At 70.1% G+C, this 21,179-nt stretch carries 20 protein-coding genes; 9 read left to right on the forward strand and 11 right to left on the reverse strand.

What is annotated here, in order from left to right; genetic code table 11:
• From AB4Z01_RS21955 to pgmG, 4 genes are all read left to right on the forward strand, one after another.
• Window positions 1–419 (forward strand): hypothetical protein (locus tag AB4Z01_RS21955; RefSeq protein ID WP_441697575.1); only part of this gene is annotated, 419 nt, incomplete at its 5' end.
• A 99-nt stretch (window positions 420–518) separates the two neighbouring features.
• Window positions 519–1,388, forward strand: coding sequence for a UTP--glucose-1-phosphate uridylyltransferase GalU (gene galU / locus AB4Z01_RS21960; RefSeq protein WP_441697577.1), 870 nt, complete (start codon window positions 519–521; stop codon window positions 1,386–1,388).
• Between the two features lie 43 nt (window positions 1,389–1,431).
• Window positions 1,432–2,754 carry a UDP-glucose dehydrogenase family protein gene (locus AB4Z01_RS21965; RefSeq protein WP_441697579.1) on the forward strand — a complete coding sequence of 441 codons (1,323 nt, stop codon included), beginning with the start codon at window positions 1,432–1,434 and terminating at the stop codon, window positions 2,752–2,754.
• A 35-nt stretch (window positions 2,755–2,789) separates the two neighbouring features.
• A complete protein-coding gene (pgmG, locus tag AB4Z01_RS21970; protein ID WP_441697580.1) occupies window positions 2,790–4,181 on the forward strand; it encodes a phosphoglucomutase/phosphomannomutase PgmG in 1,392 nt (463 codons plus the stop codon).
• A gap of 42 nt (window positions 4,182–4,223) precedes the next feature.
• Here the strand turns inward: pgmG and AB4Z01_RS21975 are convergent, their stop codons facing one another.
• The 8 genes from AB4Z01_RS21975 to AB4Z01_RS22010 form a co-directional block, all read right to left on the reverse strand.
• Window positions 4,224–4,484 (reverse strand): hypothetical protein, encoded by a 261-nt coding sequence (locus tag AB4Z01_RS21975; RefSeq protein ID WP_441697581.1) that lies wholly within the window; start codon window positions 4,482–4,484, stop codon window positions 4,224–4,226.
• 27 nt (window positions 4,485–4,511) lie between these two features.
• A complete protein-coding gene (locus AB4Z01_RS21980) occupies window positions 4,512–5,018 on the reverse strand; it encodes a GNAT family N-acetyltransferase (RefSeq protein ID WP_441697583.1) in 507 nt (168 codons plus the stop codon).
• The gene (eda, locus tag AB4Z01_RS21985; protein WP_441697585.1) at window positions 5,015–5,647 is read right to left on the reverse strand and encodes a bifunctional 4-hydroxy-2-oxoglutarate aldolase/2-dehydro-3-deoxy-phosphogluconate aldolase; all 633 of its coding nucleotides are present in this window, start codon (window positions 5,645–5,647) and stop codon (window positions 5,015–5,017) included. Before eda ends, AB4Z01_RS21980 begins: the two co-directional genes overlap by 4 nt.
• 79 nt (window positions 5,648–5,726) lie before the next feature.
• Window positions 5,727–6,653, reverse strand: a complete 927-nt coding sequence (locus AB4Z01_RS21990; RefSeq protein ID WP_441697586.1) for a sugar kinase — start codon at window positions 6,651–6,653, stop codon at window positions 5,727–5,729.
• A 36-nt stretch (window positions 6,654–6,689) separates the two neighbouring features.
• Window positions 6,690–7,709, reverse strand: coding sequence for an aldo/keto reductase (locus AB4Z01_RS21995; RefSeq protein ID WP_441697587.1), 1,020 nt, complete (start codon window positions 7,707–7,709; stop codon window positions 6,690–6,692).
• A 22-nt stretch (window positions 7,710–7,731) separates the two neighbouring features.
• Entirely contained in the window at window positions 7,732–8,730 is a 999-nt protein-coding gene (locus tag AB4Z01_RS22000; RefSeq protein ID WP_441697589.1) for a Bug family tripartite tricarboxylate transporter substrate binding protein, read from the reverse strand.
• Window positions 8,731–8,869: 139 nt separating this feature from the next.
• Window positions 8,870–9,643, reverse strand: coding sequence for a FadR/GntR family transcriptional regulator (locus AB4Z01_RS22005; RefSeq protein WP_441697591.1), 774 nt, complete (start codon window positions 9,641–9,643; stop codon window positions 8,870–8,872).
• Between the two features lie 50 nt (window positions 9,644–9,693).
• Window positions 9,694–10,446 carry an SDR family oxidoreductase gene (locus tag AB4Z01_RS22010; RefSeq protein WP_441697593.1) on the reverse strand — a complete coding sequence of 251 codons (753 nt, stop codon included), beginning with the start codon at window positions 10,444–10,446 and terminating at the stop codon, window positions 9,694–9,696.
• A gap of 68 nt (window positions 10,447–10,514) precedes the next feature.
• Between AB4Z01_RS22010 and AB4Z01_RS22015 the strand changes: the two genes are divergently transcribed.
• Both AB4Z01_RS22015 and AB4Z01_RS22020 read left to right on the forward strand, forming a co-directional pair.
• Entirely contained in the window at window positions 10,515–11,288 is a 774-nt protein-coding gene (locus AB4Z01_RS22015) for a 2-keto-4-pentenoate hydratase (RefSeq protein ID WP_441697595.1), read from the forward strand.
• A gap of 39 nt (window positions 11,289–11,327) precedes the next feature.
• Window positions 11,328–12,215, forward strand: a complete 888-nt coding sequence (locus AB4Z01_RS22020) for a class I SAM-dependent methyltransferase (protein WP_441697597.1) — start codon at window positions 11,328–11,330, stop codon at window positions 12,213–12,215.
• A gap of 34 nt (window positions 12,216–12,249) precedes the next feature.
• On the opposite strand, the gene AB4Z01_RS22025 is transcribed toward AB4Z01_RS22020, so the two are convergent.
• The gene (locus AB4Z01_RS22025) at window positions 12,250–14,670 is read right to left on the reverse strand and encodes a transketolase (protein WP_441697599.1); all 2,421 of its coding nucleotides are present in this window, start codon (window positions 14,668–14,670) and stop codon (window positions 12,250–12,252) included.
• A gap of 168 nt (window positions 14,671–14,838) precedes the next feature.
• Between AB4Z01_RS22025 and AB4Z01_RS22030 the strand changes: the two genes are divergently transcribed.
• Together AB4Z01_RS22030 and AB4Z01_RS22035 are read left to right on the forward strand one after the other, a co-directional pair.
• Window positions 14,839–16,158 (forward strand): DUF1800 domain-containing protein, encoded by a 1,320-nt coding sequence (locus tag AB4Z01_RS22030; protein ID WP_441697601.1) that lies wholly within the window; start codon window positions 14,839–14,841, stop codon window positions 16,156–16,158.
• A gap of 4 nt (window positions 16,159–16,162) precedes the next feature.
• Window positions 16,163–17,413, forward strand: coding sequence for a DUF1501 domain-containing protein (locus AB4Z01_RS22035; protein WP_441697603.1), 1,251 nt, complete (start codon window positions 16,163–16,165; stop codon window positions 17,411–17,413).
• Between the two features lie 11 nt (window positions 17,414–17,424).
• Here AB4Z01_RS22035 and AB4Z01_RS22040 read toward each other — a convergent pair whose 3' ends face one another.
• On the reverse strand, window positions 17,425–17,631 hold the full coding sequence (locus tag AB4Z01_RS22040) for a hypothetical protein (protein WP_441697605.1): 207 nt from the start codon (window positions 17,629–17,631) through the stop codon (window positions 17,425–17,427).
• A gap of 164 nt (window positions 17,632–17,795) precedes the next feature.
• Between AB4Z01_RS22040 and AB4Z01_RS22045 the strand changes: the two genes are divergently transcribed.
• Window positions 17,796–19,319, forward strand: coding sequence for a serine hydrolase (locus AB4Z01_RS22045; protein ID WP_441697607.1), 1,524 nt, complete (start codon window positions 17,796–17,798; stop codon window positions 19,317–19,319).
• A gap of 48 nt (window positions 19,320–19,367) precedes the next feature.
• Here AB4Z01_RS22045 and leuA read toward each other — a convergent pair whose 3' ends face one another.
• Complete coding sequence (gene leuA / locus AB4Z01_RS22050) at window positions 19,368–21,056, reverse strand: 2-isopropylmalate synthase (protein WP_441697609.1); 1,689 nt, start codon at window positions 21,054–21,056, stop codon at window positions 19,368–19,370.
• Window positions 21,057–21,179: the final 123 nt, after the last annotated feature.

Raw genomic sequence — 21,179 nt, forward strand, 5'->3', positions numbered from 1 at the left:
GGTCGGTGCCGGCGGCGGCGCAACCGGCGCAGAACCCGGCGGCGGCGATCCGCGGCTGGGGCGCCGCCCGGCTGCAGGCCGGGGGCCGCGCCGGCATCGGCCAGCTGATCATCCAAGAGGCCAGCTTGACCCGGGAGCAACTGGCGACGCAGGGTGGACTGACCGCAATGTTCCGCGACCAGCCCTCGCAGAAGCTGACCCTGCGGCTGACCGCCCGGCTCGAGGTCGGCGCCGTCGGCAACATCACCGGCGGCTATGCCGATGTCCGGGTCGAGCGCTCGACCACCGTGACCGACGGCTCCAGCGTCGCCGACCAGAGCCGCGCCGAGGCCGGCCTGCTGCAGGACGGCATGAATGAGTTCGACCGCCAGTTCGAGGCTAACATAAGGCAGTATCTGGCGCCTCTGGTGCTGCCGTAACGCCGGACACCGCCCGATTTCCCTTTCGCCCCGCTCTGTGGCACAAGGCAGGATGTGAAGCGTTCATAGCGGGTGTTCCGAGTTTCAGAGAAGGCATTCATGTCTGAACCCGTCAAGGTCGCCGTCTTCCCCGTCGCGGGGCTCGGCACCCGGTCGCTGCCCGCCACCAAGGCAGTGCCAAAGGAGATGCTCTGCGTCGTCGACAAGCCGGTGCTGCAATACGCGGTCGAAGAGGCCAAGGCCGCCGGGATCGAGGAGTTCGTCTTCGTCTCCAGCCGCGGCAAGACCGCGCTGGAGGACCATTTCGACGAGAACGCCGAGCTCTACGCCTCGCTGGAGGCCCGCAGCAAGACGGAGCAGCTGAAAGCGGCGCGCGACGCCGAGCTGCCGCCCGGCCAGTTCAGTTTCGTCCGCCAGGCCCAGCCGCTGGGCCTCGGCCACGCCGTCTGGTGCGCCCGCCACCTGGTCGGCAACCGGCCCTTCGCGGTGCTGCTGCCGGACGAGATCTTCAAGTGCCGGACCGCGCTGCTGGCGCAGATGGTGAAGGCCTATGGCGCCCATGGCGGCAACCTGATCGCGGTGCGCGAGGTGCCCAAGGCCCAGACCTCGCGCTACGGCATCCTGGCGATCGGCCAGGACGACGGCACGGTGGCCGAGGTCACCGGCCTGGTCGAGAAGCCGAAGCCGGAGGAGGCCCCGTCCGACCTGTCGATCGTCGGCCGCTACATCCTGCAGCCGGAGGTGTTCAGCCATCTCGACCGCCAGGAGCGCGGCGCCGGCGGCGAGATCCAGCTGACCGACGCGATGGCCCGGCTGATCGGCAGCCAGCCCTTCCATGGCGTGCGCTTCGAAGGCGACCGCTTCGACTGCGGCGACAAGGTCGGTTTCATCGCCGCCAACCTGGCCTATGGGCTGGACCGGCCGGACCTGTCCGTCGCCCTGCGCGAGGCTGTTTCCCGTTATCTGTGACCCCCGCCGGCCCGACCGGCGGACTATTGGAGTACGCGGCCCCATGCGCATCGCAATGATCGGAAGCGGCTATGTCGGCCTCGTCTCCGGCGCCTGCTTCTCGGAATTCGGCCATGACGTCGTCTGCGTCGACAAGGATCCCGGCCGGATCGAGCAGCTCAAGCGCAACGAGATGCCGATCTATGAGCCGGGTCTCGACGTGCTGGTGGCGAAGAACGCGTCCGCCGGCCGGCTGTCCTTCACCACCGACCTGGCGGCGGCGGTCGACGGCGCCGATGCGGTGTTCATCGCCGTCGGCACGCCGAGCCGGCACGGCAACGGCCATGCCGACCTGACCTATGTCTTCGCCGCGGCCGAGGAGATCGCCCGGGCGCTGACCGGCTATACCGTCATCGTCACCAAGTCGACGGTGCCGGTCGGCACCGGCCGCAAGGTCGCCGAGGCGATCCGCCAGGCCCGGCCGGACGCCGATTTCGACATAGCCTCCAACCCCGAATTCCTGCGCGAGGGCTCGGCGATCGGCGACTTCATGCTGCCGGACCGCGTGGTCATCGGCACCGAAGGCGAGCGCGCCGGCAAGGTTCTGTCCGACGTCTACCGGCCGCTGTACCTGATCGAGCGGCCGATCGTGGTCACGGCGCTGGAGACGGCGGAGCTGATCAAATACGCCGCCAACAGCTTCCTGGCGATGAAGGTGACCTTCATCAACGAGGTCGCCAATCTGTGCGAGCAGGTCGGCGCCAATGTCCATGACGTCGCCCGGTCGCTCGGGCTGGACAACCGCATCGGGCCGAAATTCCTGCATCCAGGCCCGGGCTATGGCGGGTCCTGCTTCCCCAAGGACACGGCCGCCTTCGTGCAGAACGCACGTGATGCCGGGGCGCCACAGCACCTGATCGAGACCGTCATCGAGGTCAACGAGGCGCGCAAGGTCGATATGGCGGAGCGGGTGATCGCCGCCTTCGGCGGCAGCGTCGCCGGCCGGGTCATCGCCGTGCTCGGCCTCGCCTTCAAGCAGAACACCGACGACATGCGCGACGCGCCGAGCCTGGCCGTGGTGCCGATGCTGCAGCGGGCCGGGGCCAAGATCCGCGCCTATGACCCGGCGGCGATGAAGGAGGCGCGCAAGCTGCTGACCGACATCGACTACGCGGCCGGCGCCTATGAGGCGCTGCATGGCGCCGACGGCGCCGTGGTGCTGACCGAATGGAACGAGTTCCGCGCCCTCGACCCGGCGCGGATGATCAAGCTGATGGGCGGCCCGGTCTTCGTCGACCTGCGCAATGTATACAAGCCGGCGGACATGCAGGCAGCCGGATTCAGCTACCACAGCATCGGCCGCCCGGTTCCGGGCTCGGCCGGCTGACACCACAAGACCCTTCCGAGGACCGTATCCCGATCATGACCCACAACTTCCACCCGACCGTCCTGCGCGAATACGACATCCGCGGCGTCATCGGCAAAACCCTGAACGCCGCGGATTATCGGGCGGTGGGCGCTGCCTTCGGCACCATCGTCAAGCGCAAGGGCGGCCGGCAGGTGGTGGTCGGCTATGACGGCCGGCTGAGTTCGGTGGAGCTGGAGGCGGCGCTGGTCCAGGGACTGGCCTCGACCGGCATCGAGGTGGTGCGCGTCGGCCTCGGCCCCACGCCGATGCTGTATTTCGCCCAGAAGCACCTGGACGCCGATGCCGGGGTGATGGTCACCGGGTCGCACAACCCGCCGGACTACAACGGCATCAAGATGGTGCTGCGCTCGGGCCCGGTCTATGGCGACCAGATCCTGGAGATCGGCCGCCTCGCCACGGCCGGTGACCTGGAGACGGGCGCGGGCCCGGTCAGCGACCTCGACCTGCGCGACCTCTATGTCGAGCGGTTGCGGCGCGACTATGACGGCACCCGCGACCTCACCGTGGTCTGGGACAACGGCAACGGCGCCGCCGGCGAGGTGCTGCGCCGCCTGACCGCCAAGCTGCCGGGCAAGCACATCCTGCTGTTCGACGAGATCGATGGCCGCTTCCCCAACCACCATCCGGACCCGACCATCCCGGACAACCTGGTGGCGTTGCAGGCCAAGGTGGCAGAGGTGAAGGCCGATCTCGGCATCGCCTTCGACGGCGACGCCGACCGCATCGGCGCCATCGACGGCCAGGGCCGGATCATCCCGGGCGACATGCTGGTGGCGGTCTACGCCATCGACGTGCTGCCGCGGTACCCGGGCGGCACCGTGATCGCTGACGTCAAGACCAGCAAAACCGTGTTCGACGCGATCGCGAAGCTGGGCGGCACGCCGCTGATGTGGAAGACCGGCCATTCGCTGATCAAGGCGAAGATGGCCGAGGTGAACTCGCCGCTGGCCGGCGAGATGTCGGGCCACATCTTCTTCGCCGACAAATGGTACGGCTTCGACGACGCGCTGTACTGCGGCGTGCGTCTGGTGGCCCAGGTCAGCCGCAGCGGCGGCACGCTGGCAGCGCTGCGCGACACCTTCCCCAGCACCGTCTCGACCCCCGAGGTGCGCTTCCAGATCGATGAGAGCCGGAAGTTCGCGGTGATCGACGAGGTCATGGCCCGGCTGCGCCGGTCCGGCGCCGACGTCAACGACATCGACGGCGCCCGCGTGACCACGGCGGACGGCTGGTGGCTGCTGCGCGCCTCGAACACCCAGGACGTGCTGGTGGCCCGCGCCGAAAGCGGCGACGAGGCCGGGCTGGAGCGGCTGAAGGCACAGATCGTCGACCAGTTGCAGCAGAGCGGCCTGGCCGAGCCCAGCTTCACCGCCTCGGCGCATTGAAGAACTGTCGGTCGGATTCGCTAAAGGCGGATCCGACCTCGGCTATTGCTCCGCAACGGGCCGTGGCGCGCGCAGGATGTGGCGCCAGAGCGTCCCGCGGAGATAGCGGTGGCAGATGATGAAATAGGCGATGATCAGAACGAACAGCACGAGCGCCGGAAAGCCGTTGAGGGCAAAGCCGTTGCTGGTCAATCCGCCTGTCAGCCATCCGACCAGAAAGCCCAGTCCGAAAAACACCGTCAAGACGTCGAGAATATACGCGACGACGACCACTGCCGTGGCTGGCTTCCGTTCTGCGCTCATCGAGTTGCCCTCCCTTCGCGGCGCTCCCTACCCGATCCCGCGCAGCCGCGCCATCGCCAGCGCATCGACATAGGCGCCGTCGCGATAGGCATAGGCGCGCAGCACGCCTTCCTCGACGAAGCCGAATTTGCGATAGAGCGCCAGGGCCGGCGCGTTGTCGGTCCAGACCGTCAGCTCCAGCCGCTTCAGGTCCAGCCAGTTGTCGGCGGCGTCCACCAGCGCCGCCATCAGCGCCGTGCCGACGCCGCAGCCGGTGAAATCGTCATGCACGCCCATGCCGATCGATGCCGCACGGGACCGGCGGCCCTTGCCGAGGTCGAGCCCGGCATCGCCGATGATCCGCCCGTCCAACTCGGCCACGATGTGAGGATTGTCGGATGGCCGCGTCTCCAGCCATTTCCGCACCGCGTCGATCGACGGGTAGCGCGGCCGCAGTGTGCCCCAGCGGAAGCGCGGCTGGCTGTGCAGCTCGGTCAGCCCGGCCGCGTCATCGATCCGGCTCGCCCGCAGCGTGAATGCGGGCACCTCGCTCACGCCTCCTCCTCGCCCCGGGCGATGGCCACGGCGCGGCGGGCGCGGGCGGCGACCGCCGCCCAGTCGCCGGCCGCCACCTCGGCTTTGCCGGCGATCCAGGTGCCGCCGACCACGACGACGTTCGGCAGCGACAGATAGGCCCGCAGGTTGGATTCGCGGACGCCGCCGGTCGGGCAGAAGCGCATGTCGGCGAAGGGGCCGGCCAGGGCCGACAGCGCGGACTGGCCGCCATAGATCTCGGCCGGGAAGAACTTCAGCACGCCATAGCCGAGGTCGCGCGCGGCCATGATCTCCGATGGCGTCACCGCGCCGGGCAGGAACGGGAAGCCTTCCGCCGCCCGCGCCAGGGCCGGGGTCAGGCCGGGGCTGACGCCGAACACGGCGCCGGCCCTGCGCGAGGCCTCCAGATCGGCCGGGGACAGCACGGTGCCGGCGCCGACGATCGCGCCCGGCACCTCCGCCGCCATGGCGGCGATGACCTCGAGCGCGACCTTGGTGCGCAGCGTCACCTCCAGCACCGGCAGGCCGCCCTCGACCAGGGCGCGGGCCAGCGGCACCGCCGCCGCCACGGTCTCGACGGTCAGCACGGGGATGATCGGGGCGCGGGCGATGATGGCGTCGACGGTCATGGCAGGTCTCGATCGGTCAGCGGGCGTTCGGGTTGCGCCGCAGCATAGCAAATTGCGGCGGCCCGACGAGAGCCGAAGATCACGCTGCCGGGCCGCCGGCGAAGTCCGGCATGGCCTCGCGCGGCACCACGGCGCCGCGATGGCCGATCACCGCCGCGGCCAGGCGGTGGCCACGCAGCGCCGAGGCCGCCGGCTCCAGCCCGGCGAAGCGGCCGGCCAGGTAGCCGGCGTTGAAGCTGTCGCCGGCCGCGGTGGTGTCGACCGGGGTCACCACCGCCGGCACCGGCACCGTCGTCACGCCCTCGGCCGTGGCGATGTGGCAGCCCTCGCCGCCGCTTTTCACCACGATCTCGCCGACGCCATAGCCGCGCAGCCGGGCGATGGTGGCCTGCGGGTCGGCGTCGCCGAACAGCGCCTGCTCGTCGTCGAAAGTCGGCAGCGCGTGGCTGGCCAGCGCCAGGAACCGCGCGAACACGGCCTGCGCCTTGGCCTTATCGGGCCAGCCGCGCGGCCGATAGTTGCCGTCGAAGGCGATGCGCGCGCCCTTGGCCTTGGCCGCCGACAGCGCCGCGTGGAAGGCGTCGCGGCCGCGGTCGCTGTACAGCGACAGGGTGATGCCGGAGAAGTAGAGCATGTCGTAGCCGGCCAGCGTTTCGGCCAGTTCCCCCGCACCTGGGATCTCGAAGACTTCCCGCGCGGGCGCCCGGTCGCGCCAGTAGTGGAAGGTCCGTTCGCCCTTATCGTCGGTGCGGATCATGTAGAGGCCGGGCACCCGGCCGGGCAGGCGCGGCACCAGCCCGGTCCCCACCCCTTCCGCCTGCCAGCGGGCCAGCATCTCGTCGCTGTACGGGTCGTCGCCGAGCGCGGTGACATAGTCGACCGCGACGCCCTGGCGGGCGAGGTACACCGCGGTGTTCAGCGTGTCCCCGCCGCTGGCCAGCTGGGCGTCGCCGCCCGGCTTCACCGCGATCTCGATCATGCACTCGCCGATCGATGCCACCCGCATTGAAACAATCCCTTCCCGGCTTGCGGCCGGGCCCGCTCACGGGGTCGGCGCGTCGGCGCGAATCAAGCTTTCGGATTTCAGATCCGACCACAGCCCGGCCGGGATCGGGTAGCGGAAATTCTCGACGTTGCGCGTGACCTGCTCCGGCGACAGCGCTCCCGGGATGACCGAGGCGACGCTGGGATGGCCGAGCGGGAACTGCAGCGCCGCCGCGGCCAGCGGCACGCCATGCGCGGCGCAGACCCGCTCGATCTTGCGGCAGCGCTCCAGCTCCTCCGGCGTCGCGTCCCGGTAGTTGTACTTGGCGCCTTCGATCGGACCGGTGGCGAGGAGGCCGGAGGCGAAGACGCCGCCGATGACGATGCCGGCGCCGTGCTTCTCACACAGCGGGAACTCCGTCGCCAGCGGCTCCTGGTCCATCAGCGTGTAGGGCATCGCCACCAGAAAGGCGTCGAGATCGGCGGCGTCGAGCAGCTTCGGGATCATGCCCATGACGTTGATGCCGGCGCCGACCGCGCCAATCACGCCGGAGGATTTCAGCTGCTCCAGCGCCCGCCAGCCGGAGGCGGAGAGTTGGTCGAGATGCGCCCGCACCCGGGCGTCGGTCGGATGGTGCAGCAGGTCGAGGTCGTGGATCAGCAGCAGGTCGATCCGGGGCAGCGTCAGCCGCGCCCAGATCTGCTCCACCGCCCGCATGATGCCGTCATAGCCGTAGTCGAAGACCACGTCGAATGGCAGGCCGCCGGCCCATTTGTCGGAGTGGAAGTTCTCCGGGTCGGGCGACGGCCTGAGCCAGCGCCCGACCTTGCTGGAGACGCGGAACTCACTTCGCTTCTGCCCGTGCAGGAAGCTGCCCAGCCGGTGCTCGGCCAAGCCGAGCCCGTACCAGGGCGCGGTGTCGAAATAGCGGATGCCGGCATCCCAGGCCGCCTGCAGCGTGGCATGGGCCTGCGGCTCCGGCACCGTGACGAAAAGCTCGCCGAGCGCCGCCGTGCCGAAGCCGAGCGTGGTCACCTCGACATCGGTGCGTCCCAGGCGGCGGGTGTCGATCGGCATCGGCGGAGCTCCTGTCAGATGGTTACTGCGAATCGGCGGCGCCGGAGGCCTCGACGATCGGGGCCCATTTCGCCAGCTCGGCCACCACATGCTTGGCCAGCTCGTCCGGGGTGGAGCCGACCACGGTGGCGCTGAGCTCGGCCAGGCGCGGCTGCGTCGCCGGATCCTTCACCGCCTTGACCGCCGCGGCGTTCAGCCGGTCGATCACCGGCTGCGGCGTGCCGGCCGGGGCGAAGATCGCGTTCCAGGTGTAGGTCTCGTAGCCCGGCACCCCGGCCTCCTCCATCGTCGGCAGGTCGGGGAAGCTGGCCGAGCGGGTCTTGGTGGTGACCGCCAGCGCCCGCAGCGTTCCCGCCTTGATGAAGGCGGTGGAGGACGGCAGGTTGTCGAACATGATCGGCACCTGGTTCGCCACCACATCGTTCAGCGCCGGCCCGGCGCCGCGATAGGGCACATGGATCATGTCGACGCCGGCCAAGCGCTTGAACAGCTCGCCCGACAGGTGGAGCGGCGTGCCGATGCCGGAGGAGGCGTAGCTGTACTCGCCCGGCTTGGACTTCAGCAGCGCGATCAGCTCCTGCACCGACTTGACTGGCAGCTCGGGGTTGACCTCGAGCACGTTGGGCACCAGCACCAGCAGCGAGACCGGCGCGAAGTCCTTCACCGGGTCATAGGGCATCTGCTTCATGACCGCGGGATTCAGCGCATGGGTCGCGATCGTGCCCATCAGGATGGTGTAGCCGTCCGGATCGGCCTTGGCGACGGCATCGGCACCGATGTTGCCGCCGGCGCCGGCCTTGTTCTCGACGATCACGGTCTGGCCGAGATCCTCGGTCATCTTCTCGGCGATGATGCGGGCGATCAGATCGGTCGAGCCCCCGGCCGCGAACGGCACCACCAGCGTCACCGTCCGCGACGGGAAGGCATCGGCCGCCGGCGCCATGCCGGCCGGCAGCGCGAAGCAGGCTGTCAGCCCCGCGAGCAGGACGGTCCGTTGGAACAGCCCGTTCAGCTTGGTCATGCGTCTCCCCCTACATCGATCATGTGATGGCGATTGTTATGGTTCGGGCGCACCGCTTCGCGGCACCCGTCCGGATTCGAGCCGGCCGCGATTGTTGCGGAGGACGGCGGCGCTGGCAACCCGCGCCGCCGTCCTCCGATCAGGCCGGTGCGTCGGCAGCGATCGCAGCCTCGGGACTGGCCGCCTCCAGCTCGCGGGCGCTCTGATTCATGATGAACTGCATGGCCTTGCGCGCCGCCCGGGCGTCACCCGCCGCGATGCCCTCATAGACCGCGCGGTGGTCGCCGACCGCCAGCTGGAAGGCCCGGTTGCGCCGCGCCTGGGCCTGGAAGCTCATGGTCAGCAGCGGGCCGAGGATGGTGCTCAGCCGCTCGATCAGCGCGTTGCGGCTGGCGGCGAAGACGGCGAGGTGGAAGCGGACATCGGCGCGGTAGAAGGCATTCGGGTCCTCCCCCGCCTTCTCCATTTCGTCGAGCGCTTCCTGGATCAGCGCCCGGTCCTCGGGCTGCGACCGGCGGGCCGCCAGCTCCGCCGCCGCCGGCTCGATCGCCCAGCGCAGCTCGACCAGGTCGCGCCGGAAGCTCGGGATCAGCGCCTCGGGCGAATGCCAGCCGAGGATGTCGGGGTCGAGCAGGTTCCAGGCCTCGCGCGGCCGCACCCGGGTGCCGGAGCGGCGCCGCGGCTCGACCAGCCCCTTGGCCGCCAGCACCTTCACCGCCTCGCGGATCGCCGAGCGGCTGGCACCGTAGGTTTCGGCCAGCTCGCCTTCGCTCGGCAATGTATCTCCCGGGGGAATCTGGCCGGATACGATCCGGGCGCCGATATCGTGGACCACCCGGCCGTGCAGGCCGGCGGAAGGATAACCGTTTTTCTTCATGCCGCGGTCTTCGACCTTCTTTGGATCCTGGACCATTGTCGCCGAAATCTCCCGCGTTGCAATGATTTGACAAAAATAGGGTGGGATCAGCGGCCCCCCGACACGTCGATCGTGGTCGCCGTCATATAGGACGCTGCGTCAGATAATAGGAACAGAACCGCCTCGGCAATCTCCTCCGGCCGGCCGATGCGGCCGATCGGGATGGTCGGCGCGACGGCGCCGAGCACGGTCTTGCCGCCGACATGGTCGTCGTTGATGTCGGTGTCGGTCAGGCCCGGGCGCAGGCCGACGACGCGGATGCCGTCGGCCGCCACCTCCCGCGCCAGGCCGGTGGTGAAGGAATCGACCGCGCCCTTGGACGAGGCGTAGGCCACCTCCTGCGGCAGCCCGCCATGGCGGGCCGCGACCGAGGAGATGTTGACGATCACGCCGCCCGGCCCGCCCCGGCGCCGCGACATCCGGCGGATCGCCTCGCGGCTGCAGTAGAACAGGCTGAAGACGTTGGTGGCGTAGACCGCGGCCAGCCCCTGCGGGTCGTCCATCGCGTCGATTCGGGTCACCGGCCCGATCACCCCGGCGTTGTTGACCAAGGCGGTGACCGGACCGAGCGTCTGGTCGATCGCGGCGAACATCGCCGTCACCGCGGCGCTGTCGCCGACATCGGCGGCGAAGGCCGCAGCCTCGCCGCCGGCCGCCACGATCTCCGTCACCAGCGCTTCCGCCGCCGCGCGCGACCGGCCGTAATTGACGGCGACGCGCCAGCCCCGGGCGGCACCCAGGCGGGCGATGGCGGCGCCGATTCCCCGCCCGGCGCCGGTGACGAGCAGCACCCCGGCCATGGCGTCCTCCCTCTTGTCCGACGAATGAGCGTAGCATGAGGATAAAAGCCCGACCAATGGAGTGCGCGATGGACCTCCAGGCTGCCGCCGATATCCTCGCCGGCCACCGGCTGCGGCCCGGTGCCTTCCCCGGCCTGCCCGAGGCGCTGCGCCCGCCCAACCTCGCCGCCGCCCGCCGGCTGCAGGATGCGGTGCATGAGCGGCTGTCGGCCCGGCTGGGGCCACGGATCGGCTGGAAGATCGGCTGCACCACCTCGGTGATGCAGCGCTTCCTCGGCATCCCGGAGCCCTGCGAGGGCGGCATTTTCCAGGCCGATGTCCAGGACAGCCCTGGTCGCTTCCCGGCGGCGGCGCATCACCGCATCGGCGTCGAATGCGAGATCGCGGTCCGCATCGGCCGCGACCTGCCGCCGGGGGAACAAGGCCATGAGACGCTGGCGGCAGCAGTGGAATCGGTGCTGCCGGCGATCGAGGTGGTCGACGACCGCTACGCCGATTTCGCTGCGCTCGGCGCGCCGACCCTGCTGGCCGACGACTTCTTCCAGGCCGGCTGCGTTCTGGGCCTGCCGGTCGCCGGCTGGCGCGGCCTGGACCTGGCGGCTCTCTCCGGCCGGATGTGGGTCGATGGCACCGAGGCGGGGCGCGGCCGCGGCCGGGACGTGCTGGGCCATCCATTGGCAGCGCTGGCCTGGCTGTCCGGAACACTGGCCCGCCGCGGCCGGGGCCTGGAAGCCGGCGAGATCGTGCTGCTGGGCAGCCTGGTGCAGACGCAGTGGATCAAGCCCGGCGCCCGCATCGCCATCGAGATCGAGTCGCTGGGCCGGGTGGAGATGGAGGCGTAGGTCAGGTCGCCTCGAGACGATCAGCCATCGCAGCCCAGCTTGGCGTTCGCGCTGGACTTTCCGTTCCGCTCGCCGTCCAGTCACGAGGGAGGCTGGAAAAAGACCACGGGGGCTGTCGAGATGGAGGCCGATCGGATCTTCCAGGGGCCCATCCCTGCATTGTACGACCAGCATCTGGGGCCGATGATCTTTGCGCCTTACGCGAGCGATCTGGCATCCCGGCTGACCGGCCTGCGGCGCGGCCGTGTGCTCGAGACGGCCGCCGGAACCGGCATCGTCACACGGGCGCTGCTGTCCGCCCTGCCGGATGACGTTTTCATCGACGCGACGGACATCAATCAGGCGATGCTCGATCAGGCGTCGGGCCTGCTGTCGTCGGCCCGGGTGACGTGGCGGCAGACGGATGCCGAAGCCCTGCCGTTCCCGGACGGAATGTTCGACGCCGTGGTGTGCCAGTTCGGCGTGATGTTCTTTCCCGATAAAGTCCGGGCGTTCTCCGAGGCCTATCGCGTCCTGAAGCCGGGTGGGCACTTCCTGTTCAACGTCTGGGACCGGATCGAAGCGAACGAGTTCGCCGATCTGGTGGTGCGAGCGGTCGCGCCGCTGTTCCCCGACGATCCGCCGATGTTCCTGGCGCGCACTCCGCACGGCCACCACGACATCGCGGCGTTGGAAGCCCAATTGCGAGCCGCGGGATTCACGTCGGTGACGTCCGATACGGTCACCCGGCAAAGCTCGGCCCCGAGCGCGCTGTTCGTCGCGATCGGATATTGCCAGGGCACCCCGATGCGCAAGGAAATCGAGGCCCGCGCTGCCGACCGACTATCCGAAGCGACCGACGCCGCAGCCGCCGCGATCGCGGCCCGATTCGGGTCCGGCCCAGTCGTCGGGCAAATCCGGGCCCATGTGATCACCGCCGGGCGATGAGATCCCGGCGGGTCGTCGGTGGCGCGGAACTCCGTCACCGTCCCAGAAGCGCGGCGGCGCAGGCGTCGAGGATGGCGTCGGCGTCGATGCCGTATTTGCGGTACAACTGCGGGATAGTGCCGGACTGGCCGAAATGTTCGACGCCCAGCGGCTTGACCCGGTGGCCGTGCACGCCGCCGAGCCAGGACAGGGTCGCCGGATGCCCGTCCAGCACCGTGACCAGCGCCGCGTCGGGCGCCAGCGGCGCCAAGAGCCGGCGGGCCAGGCAGGGGTCGACCGGATGGCCGGCGCGCACCGCCGCCACTTCGGCATGCCAGCCGGCGTTCAGGCGGTCGGCCGAGGTCACGGCCAGCAGGCCGGCGCCGGGGATGTCCTCCAGCACCTGCTCGAAGGCGGCGATCGCCTCCGGCGCCACCGCCCCGGTGTAGACGATGGCCAGCGACGCGCCCGGCGCCGGCTGGCGCAACCAGTAGCCACCGGCGATCACCGCCTGGCGCAGATCTTCGGTCATCTCCCGCTTCGGCTGCTCCAGCGGCCGGGTCGACAGGCGCAGATACACGGAGCCGCCGTCATGATCGCGCACCCAGTCGCCGCCCGCCGGATCCGACCCGTCGCGCTGCATGTAGTCGAAGCCCCAGGCCATCACCGCCGCCAGCTCGTCGACATAGGCCGGCTCGAAGCTGGCGAGGCCGTCCTGGGCCATGCCGATCAAAGGCGAGCCGATCGACTGGTGCGCCCCGCCCTCCGGCGCCAGGGTCAGGCCGGACGGGGTCGCCACCAGCATGAAGCGGGCATCCTGGTAGCAGGCGTAGTTCAGCGCATCGAGGCCGCGGGCGATGAACGGGTCGTACAGCGTGCCGACCGGCAGCAGCCGCTCGCCGAACAGCGAATGGGTCAGGCCGAGCGCGGCGAGGTTGATGAACAGGTTGTTCTCGGCGATGCCGAGCTCGACATGCTGGCCGTCCGGCGACATGCCCCAGCGCTGGGCCGAGACCACCTTCTGCTCCTTGAACACGTCGGCCCGGCCGTGCCGGTCGAAGATGCCGCGGCGATTGACCCAGCCGCCGAGATTGGTCGAGACGGTGACGTCGGGCGAGGTGGTGACCACGCGTTCGGCCAGCATGTCCTCGCGCTTGGCCAGCTCGCCCATGATCCGGCCGAAGCCCTCCTGGGTCGACATGGTCTCGGCCAGGGCGACGTCGAGCGCGGCCGGAACGGGAATGCGCGCCGCCTCGAAGCGCCGCCGCCCCTCGGCGGCGAAGGGCACGTCGGCGAGAAAGGCGCGCAGCTCGTCGGCCAGGTCGTCGATGCCGGCGAAGGGCTCCCACTCCCGCCCCTCGGGCACGCCCTGACTGGCCTGGAAGGCGGCCATCTGGTCCGGGTTCATCAGCCCGGCATGATTGTCCTTGTGGCCGGCGAAGGGCAGGCCGAAACCCTTGATGGTGTAGGCGATGAACACCGTCGGCACGTCGTCGGCGATGCCGCGGAACGCCGCCAGCACCGTTTCCATGTCGTGGCCGGCCAGGTTGGYCATCAGCGCGCCCAGCGCCGCATCGTCATGGTCGGCCAGCAGCTCGGGGATGCCCGCTATGCCGCCGATATCGGCCAGCAGCTGCCGGCGCCAGGCCGCGCCGCCCTGGTACACCAGGGCCGAGTAGAGCGGGTTCGGGCATTCGTCGATCCAGCGCCGCAAAGCATCGCCGCCCGGGCGGCGGAACGCGGCCTCCAGCAGCCCGCCGTACTTCAGCGTCACCACCCGCCAGCCCATATTCTCGAACAGCTTGTCGATGCGGGCGAACAGGCGCTCGGTGACGATCGAATCCAGGCTCTGGCGGTTGTAGTCGATCACCCACCAGACGTTGCGGACATCGTGCTTCCAGCCCTCCAGCATGGCTTCGTAGATGTTGCCCTCGTCCAGCTCGGCGTCGCCCATCAGCGCCACCATGCGGCCGCCGGCCTTGGCCTCGCGGCCCCATGCCTTCAGCGCCACATAGTCCTGGGCGATCGAGGCGAACAGCGTCATGGCGACGCCGAGCCCGACCGAGCCGGTCGAGAAGTCGACGTCGTCGGCGTCCTTGGTCCGCGACGGGTAGGACTGGGCCCCGCCGAGCGAGCGGAAAGCCTCGAGGTTCTCGCGGGTCTGCTGGCCCAGCAGGTACTGGATGGCGTGGAACACCGGGCTGGCATGCGGCTTCACCGCCACCCGGTCGCGCGGCCGCAGCACGTCGAGATAGAGGGCGGTCATCACAGTGACCAGCGAGGCGGAGGAGGCCTGGTGGCCGCCGACCTTGAGCCCGTCCGGGCTGGGCCGCAGGTGGTTGGCGTTGTGGATCGTCCAGGCGGAGAGCCAGAGGATCTTCTTCTCCAGCGCCTTGAGCAGGCGCAGCCGGTCCGCCGCCACCGCGCCGTCCGCCTCGATGCGCGCCTCACGCACCTTGCGACCAACCGTCCCCATCGCCCGATACCCTCGCCCTGCTGCGGATTGGAGCCTACCTTAATCAGCACGTCAGTGAACCGGACGCAACGGCGGCGCGCTCCCACCGGAACGACGCCGCCCGACGGAATCCCGCCGCCCTGCCGTGCAGGGGCCGGAGGGGCGGTTCGAGAGCGGAGACGGAGAACCATGTCTCTCGTCCAGGCGGCGATCGCCGCGAATCGCTTCGGGTTCGGCGCCCGGCCGGGACAGCTGGAGACCCTCGCCGACAACCCGTGGGACTGGCTCAGGGCGCAGATCCGCCAGCCGGTGGCGCCTGCCGGCGACATGCCGCTGACCAAGGCCGGCCTGGAGATCCTGATCGCGGTGCAGACGGCGCCGGACGAGGACAGCCGCAAGCCGCACCAGGAAGAGGCGCGGGTGCTGCGCGACCGCGACCGTGTGGCGCACATCCAGTCAGCGGTGGCCAGCGACACGCCGTTCCGCGAGCGGCTGGTCAAGTTCTGGACCAACCATTTCACCGTCGCCTACGTCCAGAGCTATGTCATCCCCTTCGGCGGCGCCTATGAGACCGAGGCGATCCGCCCCTATGCCACCGGCAGGTTCCGCGACCTGCTGGGCGCGGTGGTGAAGCACCCGGCGATGCTGTTCTATCTCGACAATGCTCGCTCGGTCGGGCCGAACTCGAAGGGCGGCAAGCAGGCCGGGCTGGGCCTGAACGAGAATCTGGGGCGGGAACTGATGGAGCTGCACACGCTGGGCGTCGACGGCGGCTACACCCAGGCCGATGTGCGGGCCCTGGCGATGATCCTGACCGGCTGGACGCCCGGCCGCGGCAAGGACCCGCCGGGCACCGTCTTCGCCTTCCGTCCCAGCGGTCACGAGCCCGGGCCGAAGACCTTCCTGGGCCGGACCTATCCGCAGGCCGGCCAGGATGAGGGCGAGGCGGCGCTGGACGCCCTGGCCGCGCACCCGGCGACGGCCCGGCACATCGCCACCCAGCTGGCCCGCCACTTCATCGCCGACGACCCGCCGCAGGCCGCGGTCGACCGCCTGGCGAAGACCTTCCTGGACACCGATGGCGACCTGGCCGCTGTGTCGGAGGCGCTGATCGACAGCCCCGAGGCCTGGTGGCCGGTGCGGAGCAAGTTCAAGTCGCCGCTCGACCTCGTGGTCTCGGCCGCGCGTGGCTTCGACCTGACCGAGGTCGAAACGGCGGCGGTGAACTGGACCCGCCGGCTGGGGCAGAAGGTCTACGATGCGCCGTCGCCGCAGGGATGGCCGGACCGCGAATCGGATTGGCTGGCGCCGGAGCTGGTGATGCAACGGATGGAATGGAGCTATCAGGTGATCCCGCGCCTCGTCGCCGACCAGTCGCCCCTGCCCTTCGCCGAGGCGCTGCTGGGCCCGACCCTGTCGGAGCAGACCAAGGCCGTGCTGCGCGGCGCGCCGAGCCAGCGCGAGGGCATGGCCCTGGCGCTGCTGAGCCCGGAATTCCAGAGGAGGTGAGAGGATGGATCTGACCCGACGCCATCTTCTCGGCGGCTTCGCGGCCACGGCCGCGGCGACGGTGCTGCCCGCCCGGCTGCTGCTGGCCAAGGCGCCGATCGAGCAGCGCTTCGTGCTGATCATCCTGCGCGGCGCGCTGGACGGGCTGGCCGCGATGCCGCCCTATGCCGACCCCGACCTGAAGGCGCTGCGCGGCGCCCTGGTGCCGCCCGATCCCGGCCAGGATGGCGGCATGGTCGACCTGAACGGGCGCTTCGCCCTGCATCCCGGCCTGGCCTCGCTGAAGGACTGGTACGCCGAGGGCAGTTTCCTGCCGCTGCACGCCGTGGCCTCGCCCTATCGCGACCGCTCGCATTTCGACGGCCAGGACCTGCTGGAGACCGGGGCCGCCCGGCTGGACGGCACCCGCGACGGCTGGCTGAACCGCACGCTGGGCCTGATCGGCGCCACCGACCGGCGCTTCGGCATCGCCTTCGCCGAGGACATCCCGCTGGTGCTGCGCGGCACCACGCCGGTGACCTCCTGGCTGCCGGACCGGCCGGCCACCCTGCCGCCCGGCTTTCCCGACCTGGTCGCCCGGCTGTACGACCAGGACCCGGCGCTGCACGCCGCCTATGCCTCCGGCCTCGACACCACCGCCTTCGGCCGGCAGATCCAGGGCATGGTGCAGACCGCATCCGCGCCGGGTCCCGCTTCGCCCGCTCAGGGTGCGATGGCCGGCGGCCCGATGGCGCCGGCCGCGGCGGGGGCGGACCTGCAGCTGGCGGAGGCCGCCGGCCGGTTCCTTGCCGACCCCACCGGCTCGCGCATCGCGGTGATGGAGCTGTATGGCTGGGACACCCATGTGCAGCAGGTGAAGCGGCTGGACCGGCTGCTGGCTGCCTATGCCGCGACGCTGCAGGCGCTGCGCTCCGGGCTGGGCGAGGCCTGGAAGCAGACCGCGATCCTGACGGTGACGGAGTTCGGCCGCACCGCCGCGGTCAACGGCTCCGGCGGCACCGACCACGGCACCGGCTCGGTCGCCTTCCTGGCCGGCGGCGCTGTGCATGGCGGACGGGTGCTGGCCGACTGGCCGGGCCTGTCCGGCGACAAGCTGTACCAGGGCCGCGACCTGGCCCCGACCACGGATCTGCGGGCCGTGGCCAAGGGCGTGTTCCGCGACCATCTCGGCCTGCCGCAGGACGCGCTGGACCGTGTCATCTTCCCCGGCAGCGCCGACGCGGCGCCGATGCGGGAGCTGGTGCGGCGGGCCTGACCAGCCGCGCGCTATTCGTCGAGCTTGCCCAGCCCGATGGTGGCCAGGAGGACGCTGCCGTCATTGGTCAGCGCCCACTTGCCCTGCCGCTCCTCGATCAGGCCGCGGGCCTGCAGGCCCAGGCGGACGTGATCGGCGACGCCGGTCTCATGGCGATGGACCCGCCCCAGGGCATCCTTCTCCTCGGCGGACAGGTCATCGGGTCGAAGCTGCGGCATTCCTTCCTCCTACATCCGATCGCGGGCGGACAACGCCGCCATGGCGCGCGGTGAAGACCGGGTACAGGATAGCCTGACGCTCCGCCCCCCGATCCATGGAAAGGGCGGCGCCGCATTTTTTCACGATGCCGACGGGACACAGATTACGCGGGAAGATTTCAGCCATGACACATTTGATCATCCGGCCGGCCGACGGGCTGCTGACCGTGACGATGATGGCGGGGCCGATGGCCGCCGCGCCGGTCAGCCGGGCCGAGGTCGAGGCGCTGCTGCCCGCCTTCGAGGCCTATGCCAACAGCACCATCCAGCGGTGGCAGATGCCCGGCGTCGCCATCGGCATCGTCGCCGACGACCAGCTGGTCTACGCCAAGGGCTTCGGCGTGCGGGTGCTGGGCGGCAACGATCCGGTCGACGCCGACACCGTGTTCCAGATCGGATCCAACACCAAGGCCTTCGCCGCGACGACCGAGGCAATCCTGGTCGACGAAGGCAAGATCGGCTGGATGGACCGGGTGATCGACCACGACCCGACCTTCCGCCTGTCCGATCCCTGGGTGACGCGCGAGTTCCGGGTGATCGACCTGCTGGCCCAGCGCAGCGGGCTGCGGCCCTATGTCATCGGCGAGATGGTGGGGCTGGGCTATTCGGCCGACGAGATGCTGGCGGCGCTGCGCCATGAGCCGGTGACCGGCTTCCGGCTGACCTTCGGCTACCAGAACGTGTTCCACCTGGAGGCCGCGCGCCTGGTCGCCGCCGCGTCCGGCGCGCCGTCCTGGGAGGCGTTCCTGTCCGACCGCGTCCTGCAGCCGCTGGGCATGCCGTCGACCACCGCGACCGAGGACGGGCTCCTGAGCAACCAAAACCACGCCAGCGGGCATGCCCCGGTGGACGGCACGATCCGGCCGATCCCGCTGCTGCCGAACTTCTACGCCGTCGGCGCCGCCGGCAACCTGAACTCCAGCGTCAACGACATGGGCCGCTGGCTGCGCATGCAGATCAATGGCGGCGAGCTGCAAGGCCGGCGGATCGTCGGGGAGAAGGCGCTGAAGCACACGCGGATCCCGCAGATCCCGATCTCGCCCATCGCCAGCTACGCCTCGGGCTGGGTGGTGTCGTCGCTGCCGGGCGGCCGCGTGGTCTGGCACAATGGCAGCACCCCCGGGTTCGGCAGCCATGTCGGCTTCGACCCGGAACGCCGGGCCGGGATCGTCGTGCTGACCAGCCTGGGCGGCAAGAGCCCGCCCGGCGATGCCGTCGCGATGCGCTTCCACGACCTGCTGCAGGGCAACCCGGAACGGGATTACGGCAGCGATATGCTGGCGGCGGCCGACGCCGGCATCGCGGCCGAGGCGAAGGCCTATGTCCGCCCCGCCGCGGCCATCTCGCCGCGGCCGCTGCAGGATTATGCCGGCGCCTATGAGGAGCCGGCGCTGGGCCCGGCGACGGTCTCGGTCGACGGCGACCATCTGGTGCTGCCGCTGGGGCCGAACCGGATGCCGATGACCGTGCGGCCCTGGTCCGGCGATGTCTTCAGCTGGCATCTGCCGGACGGTGACGCCCGCCTGGCCGGAAGCGATCCTGCCGGCAAGGTGGTGTTCCAGACCAAGGCCGATGGCGGCATCGCCGGCTTCAAGCTGCTGTTCCGCGAGGATTCGGCCGAGCGCGGCTTCACCCGCCGCCCGTCGTGAGGGCACCCGCCGAGGCCCCCTCCCGGCTGGGGAAGGGGGCCTTTGACCTCAGGCCGCGCCCTTGCGGACGCCGCGGTTGACCGCGCTGGCCACGGCCTTGAGCGAGGCCATGACGATGTTGCTGTCGATGCCGACGCCGAACAGCGTCCTGCCGCCGACCCGCGCCTCGACATAGGTCGCGGCGGCCGAGTCGGAGCCGCTGCGCAGGGCGTGCTCGCGGTAGTCGGCGATGTCGACATCGACCCCGGTCTCGCGCCGCAGCGCGTCGACGAAGGCGTTGAGCGGGCCGTTGCCCTCGCCCCGGATGGTCTTCTCAACCCCGTCGATCTTGACCTGCGCCTCGATGTGGCGCTCGCCGCGGCCGGTCGGCAGCGTGGTGTGGCCGGTCACCTCGACCCGGCCCGGGGTCAGGTACTCCTGCTCGAACTCGTGCCAGATCACCTTGGACGAGATCTCCTTGCCGGTCTCGTCGGCCAGCTTCTGGATCACCTGGCTGAACTCCACCTGCAGCTTGCGCGGCAGGTCGAGGCCGTGGTCGGTCAGCAGCAGATAGGCGACGCCGCCCTTGCCGGACTGGCTGTTGACCCGGATCACCGCCTCGTAGCTGCAGCCGATGTCCTGCGGGTCGATCGGCAAATACGGCACCTCCCACAGCCCGCTGTTGCTCTTCTCCATGGCCGCGAAGCCCTTCTTGATCGCGTCCTGGTGCGAGCCTGAGAAGGCGGTGAACACCAGCTCGCCGCCATAGGGGTGGCGCGGATGGACCGGCAGCTGGTTGCAGTATTCGACGGTGCGCACGATCTCGCCGATATCGTGCAGGTCGAGCTCAGGGTTGACGCCCTGGGTGAACATGTTCAGCCCCAGGGTGACGATGTCGACATTGCCGGTGCGCTCGCCATTGCCGAACAGCGTGCCCTCAACCCGGTCGGCGCCGGCCATCAGCGCCAGCTCGGTCGCGGCGATGCCGGTGCCGCGGTCGTTGTGCGGATGCACCGACAGGATGAAGCTGTCGCGCCGGGCGAAGTTGCGGTGGCACCACTCGATCTGATCGGCATAGACGTTCGGCGTCGCCATCTCCACCGTCGCCGGCAGGTTGAGGATCGCCTTCCGGTCCGGCGTCGGCTGCCAGGCGTCGAGCACGGCGCCGCAGATGTCGCGGGCATAGTCCAGCTCGGTGCCGGTGAAGCTTTCCGGCGAGTACTGGAACACGATCTCGGTCTCCGGCACCGTCGGCACCAGCTCCTTGATCAGCTTCGTCCCTCGCACCGCGATCTCGGTGATGCCGTCGCGGTCGAGGCCGAACACCACCCGGCGCTGCAGCGTCGAGGTCGAGTTGTAGAGATGGACGATCGCCCGCCTGGCGCCGCGGATCGCATCGAAGGTGCGGCGGATCAGCTCGTCCCGCGACTGGGTCAGCACCTGGATGGTGACGCCGTCGGGGATCAGGTTGTTGTCGATCAGGTGGCGGACGAAGTCGAAATCGGTCTGCGAGGCGGCGGGGAAGCCGACCTCGATCTCCTTGAAGCCCAGGCCGACCAGCAGGTCCCACATGCGCTGCTTGCGGTCGGTCCCCATCGGCTCGATCAGCGCCTGGTTGCCGTCGCGGAGATCGACCGAGCACCAGATCGGGGCGCGGTCGATGACGCGGTTCGGCCATTGCCGGTCGGTCAGCGCCACGGTCTGCACCGGGCGATACTTGTCGATCGGCATTCCGGGTTTGGGTGACATCACGGACATCGGATTTCTCTCTCGCACCGGCCGGCGCGCGGCCGGACCAAAGGATAGGGCGAAACGACGACGGGCGCATGACATGGATGCGCCAAAGGGCCGCCGGGCGCGCGATGCGCCGCTCAGCGGCCG

Origin of the sequence: Inquilinus sp. YAF38 (genome assembly GCF_052113205.1) — a bacterium.
Taxonomy (GTDB): domain Bacteria; phylum Pseudomonadota; class Alphaproteobacteria; order DSM-16000; family Inquilinaceae; genus Inquilinus.

What these genes read in the sequence shown, in the direction of transcription:
- AB4Z01_RS22000 (WP_441697589.1), bottom strand. Translation starts at nt 8,730, where the DNA reads ATGACCAAGCTGAACGGGCTGTTCCAACGGACCGTCCTGCTCGCGGGG.
- AB4Z01_RS22015 (WP_441697595.1), top strand. Translation starts at nt 10,515, where the DNA reads ATGGACCTCCAGGCTGCCGCCGATATCCTCGCCGGCCACCGGCTGCGG.
- AB4Z01_RS22005 (WP_441697591.1), bottom strand. Translation starts at nt 9,643, where the DNA reads ATGGTCCAGGATCCAAAGAAGGTCGAAGACCGCGGCATGAAGAAAAAC.
- AB4Z01_RS21975 (WP_441697581.1), bottom strand. Translation starts at nt 4,484, where the DNA reads ATGAGCGCAGAACGGAAGCCAGCCACGGCAGTGGTCGTCGTCGCGTAT.
- AB4Z01_RS21965 (WP_441697579.1), top strand. Translation starts at nt 1,432, where the DNA reads ATGCGCATCGCAATGATCGGAAGCGGCTATGTCGGCCTCGTCTCCGGC.
- AB4Z01_RS22040 (WP_441697605.1), bottom strand. Translation starts at nt 17,631, where the DNA reads ATGCCGCAGCTTCGACCCGATGACCTGTCCGCCGAGGAGAAGGATGCC.
- AB4Z01_RS21995 (WP_441697587.1), bottom strand. Translation starts at nt 7,709, where the DNA reads ATGCCGATCGACACCCGCCGCCTGGGACGCACCGATGTCGAGGTGACC.
- AB4Z01_RS22035 (WP_441697603.1), top strand. Translation starts at nt 16,163, where the DNA reads ATGGATCTGACCCGACGCCATCTTCTCGGCGGCTTCGCGGCCACGGCC.
- eda (WP_441697585.1), bottom strand. Translation starts at nt 5,647, where the DNA reads ATGACCGTCGACGCCATCATCGCCCGCGCCCCGATCATCCCCGTGCTG.
- pgmG (WP_441697580.1), top strand. Translation starts at nt 2,790, where the DNA reads ATGACCCACAACTTCCACCCGACCGTCCTGCGCGAATACGACATCCGC.
- AB4Z01_RS22045 (WP_441697607.1), top strand. Translation starts at nt 17,796, where the DNA reads ATGACACATTTGATCATCCGGCCGGCCGACGGGCTGCTGACCGTGACG.
- AB4Z01_RS21990 (WP_441697586.1), bottom strand. Translation starts at nt 6,653, where the DNA reads ATGCGGGTGGCATCGATCGGCGAGTGCATGATCGAGATCGCGGTGAAG.
- AB4Z01_RS22010 (WP_441697593.1), bottom strand. Translation starts at nt 10,446, where the DNA reads ATGGCCGGGGTGCTGCTCGTCACCGGCGCCGGGCGGGGAATCGGCGCC.
- leuA (WP_441697609.1), bottom strand. Translation starts at nt 21,056, where the DNA reads ATGTCCGTGATGTCACCCAAACCCGGAATGCCGATCGACAAGTATCGC.
- AB4Z01_RS22030 (WP_441697601.1), top strand. Translation starts at nt 14,839, where the DNA reads ATGTCTCTCGTCCAGGCGGCGATCGCCGCGAATCGCTTCGGGTTCGGC.
- galU (WP_441697577.1), top strand. Translation starts at nt 519, where the DNA reads ATGTCTGAACCCGTCAAGGTCGCCGTCTTCCCCGTCGCGGGGCTCGGC.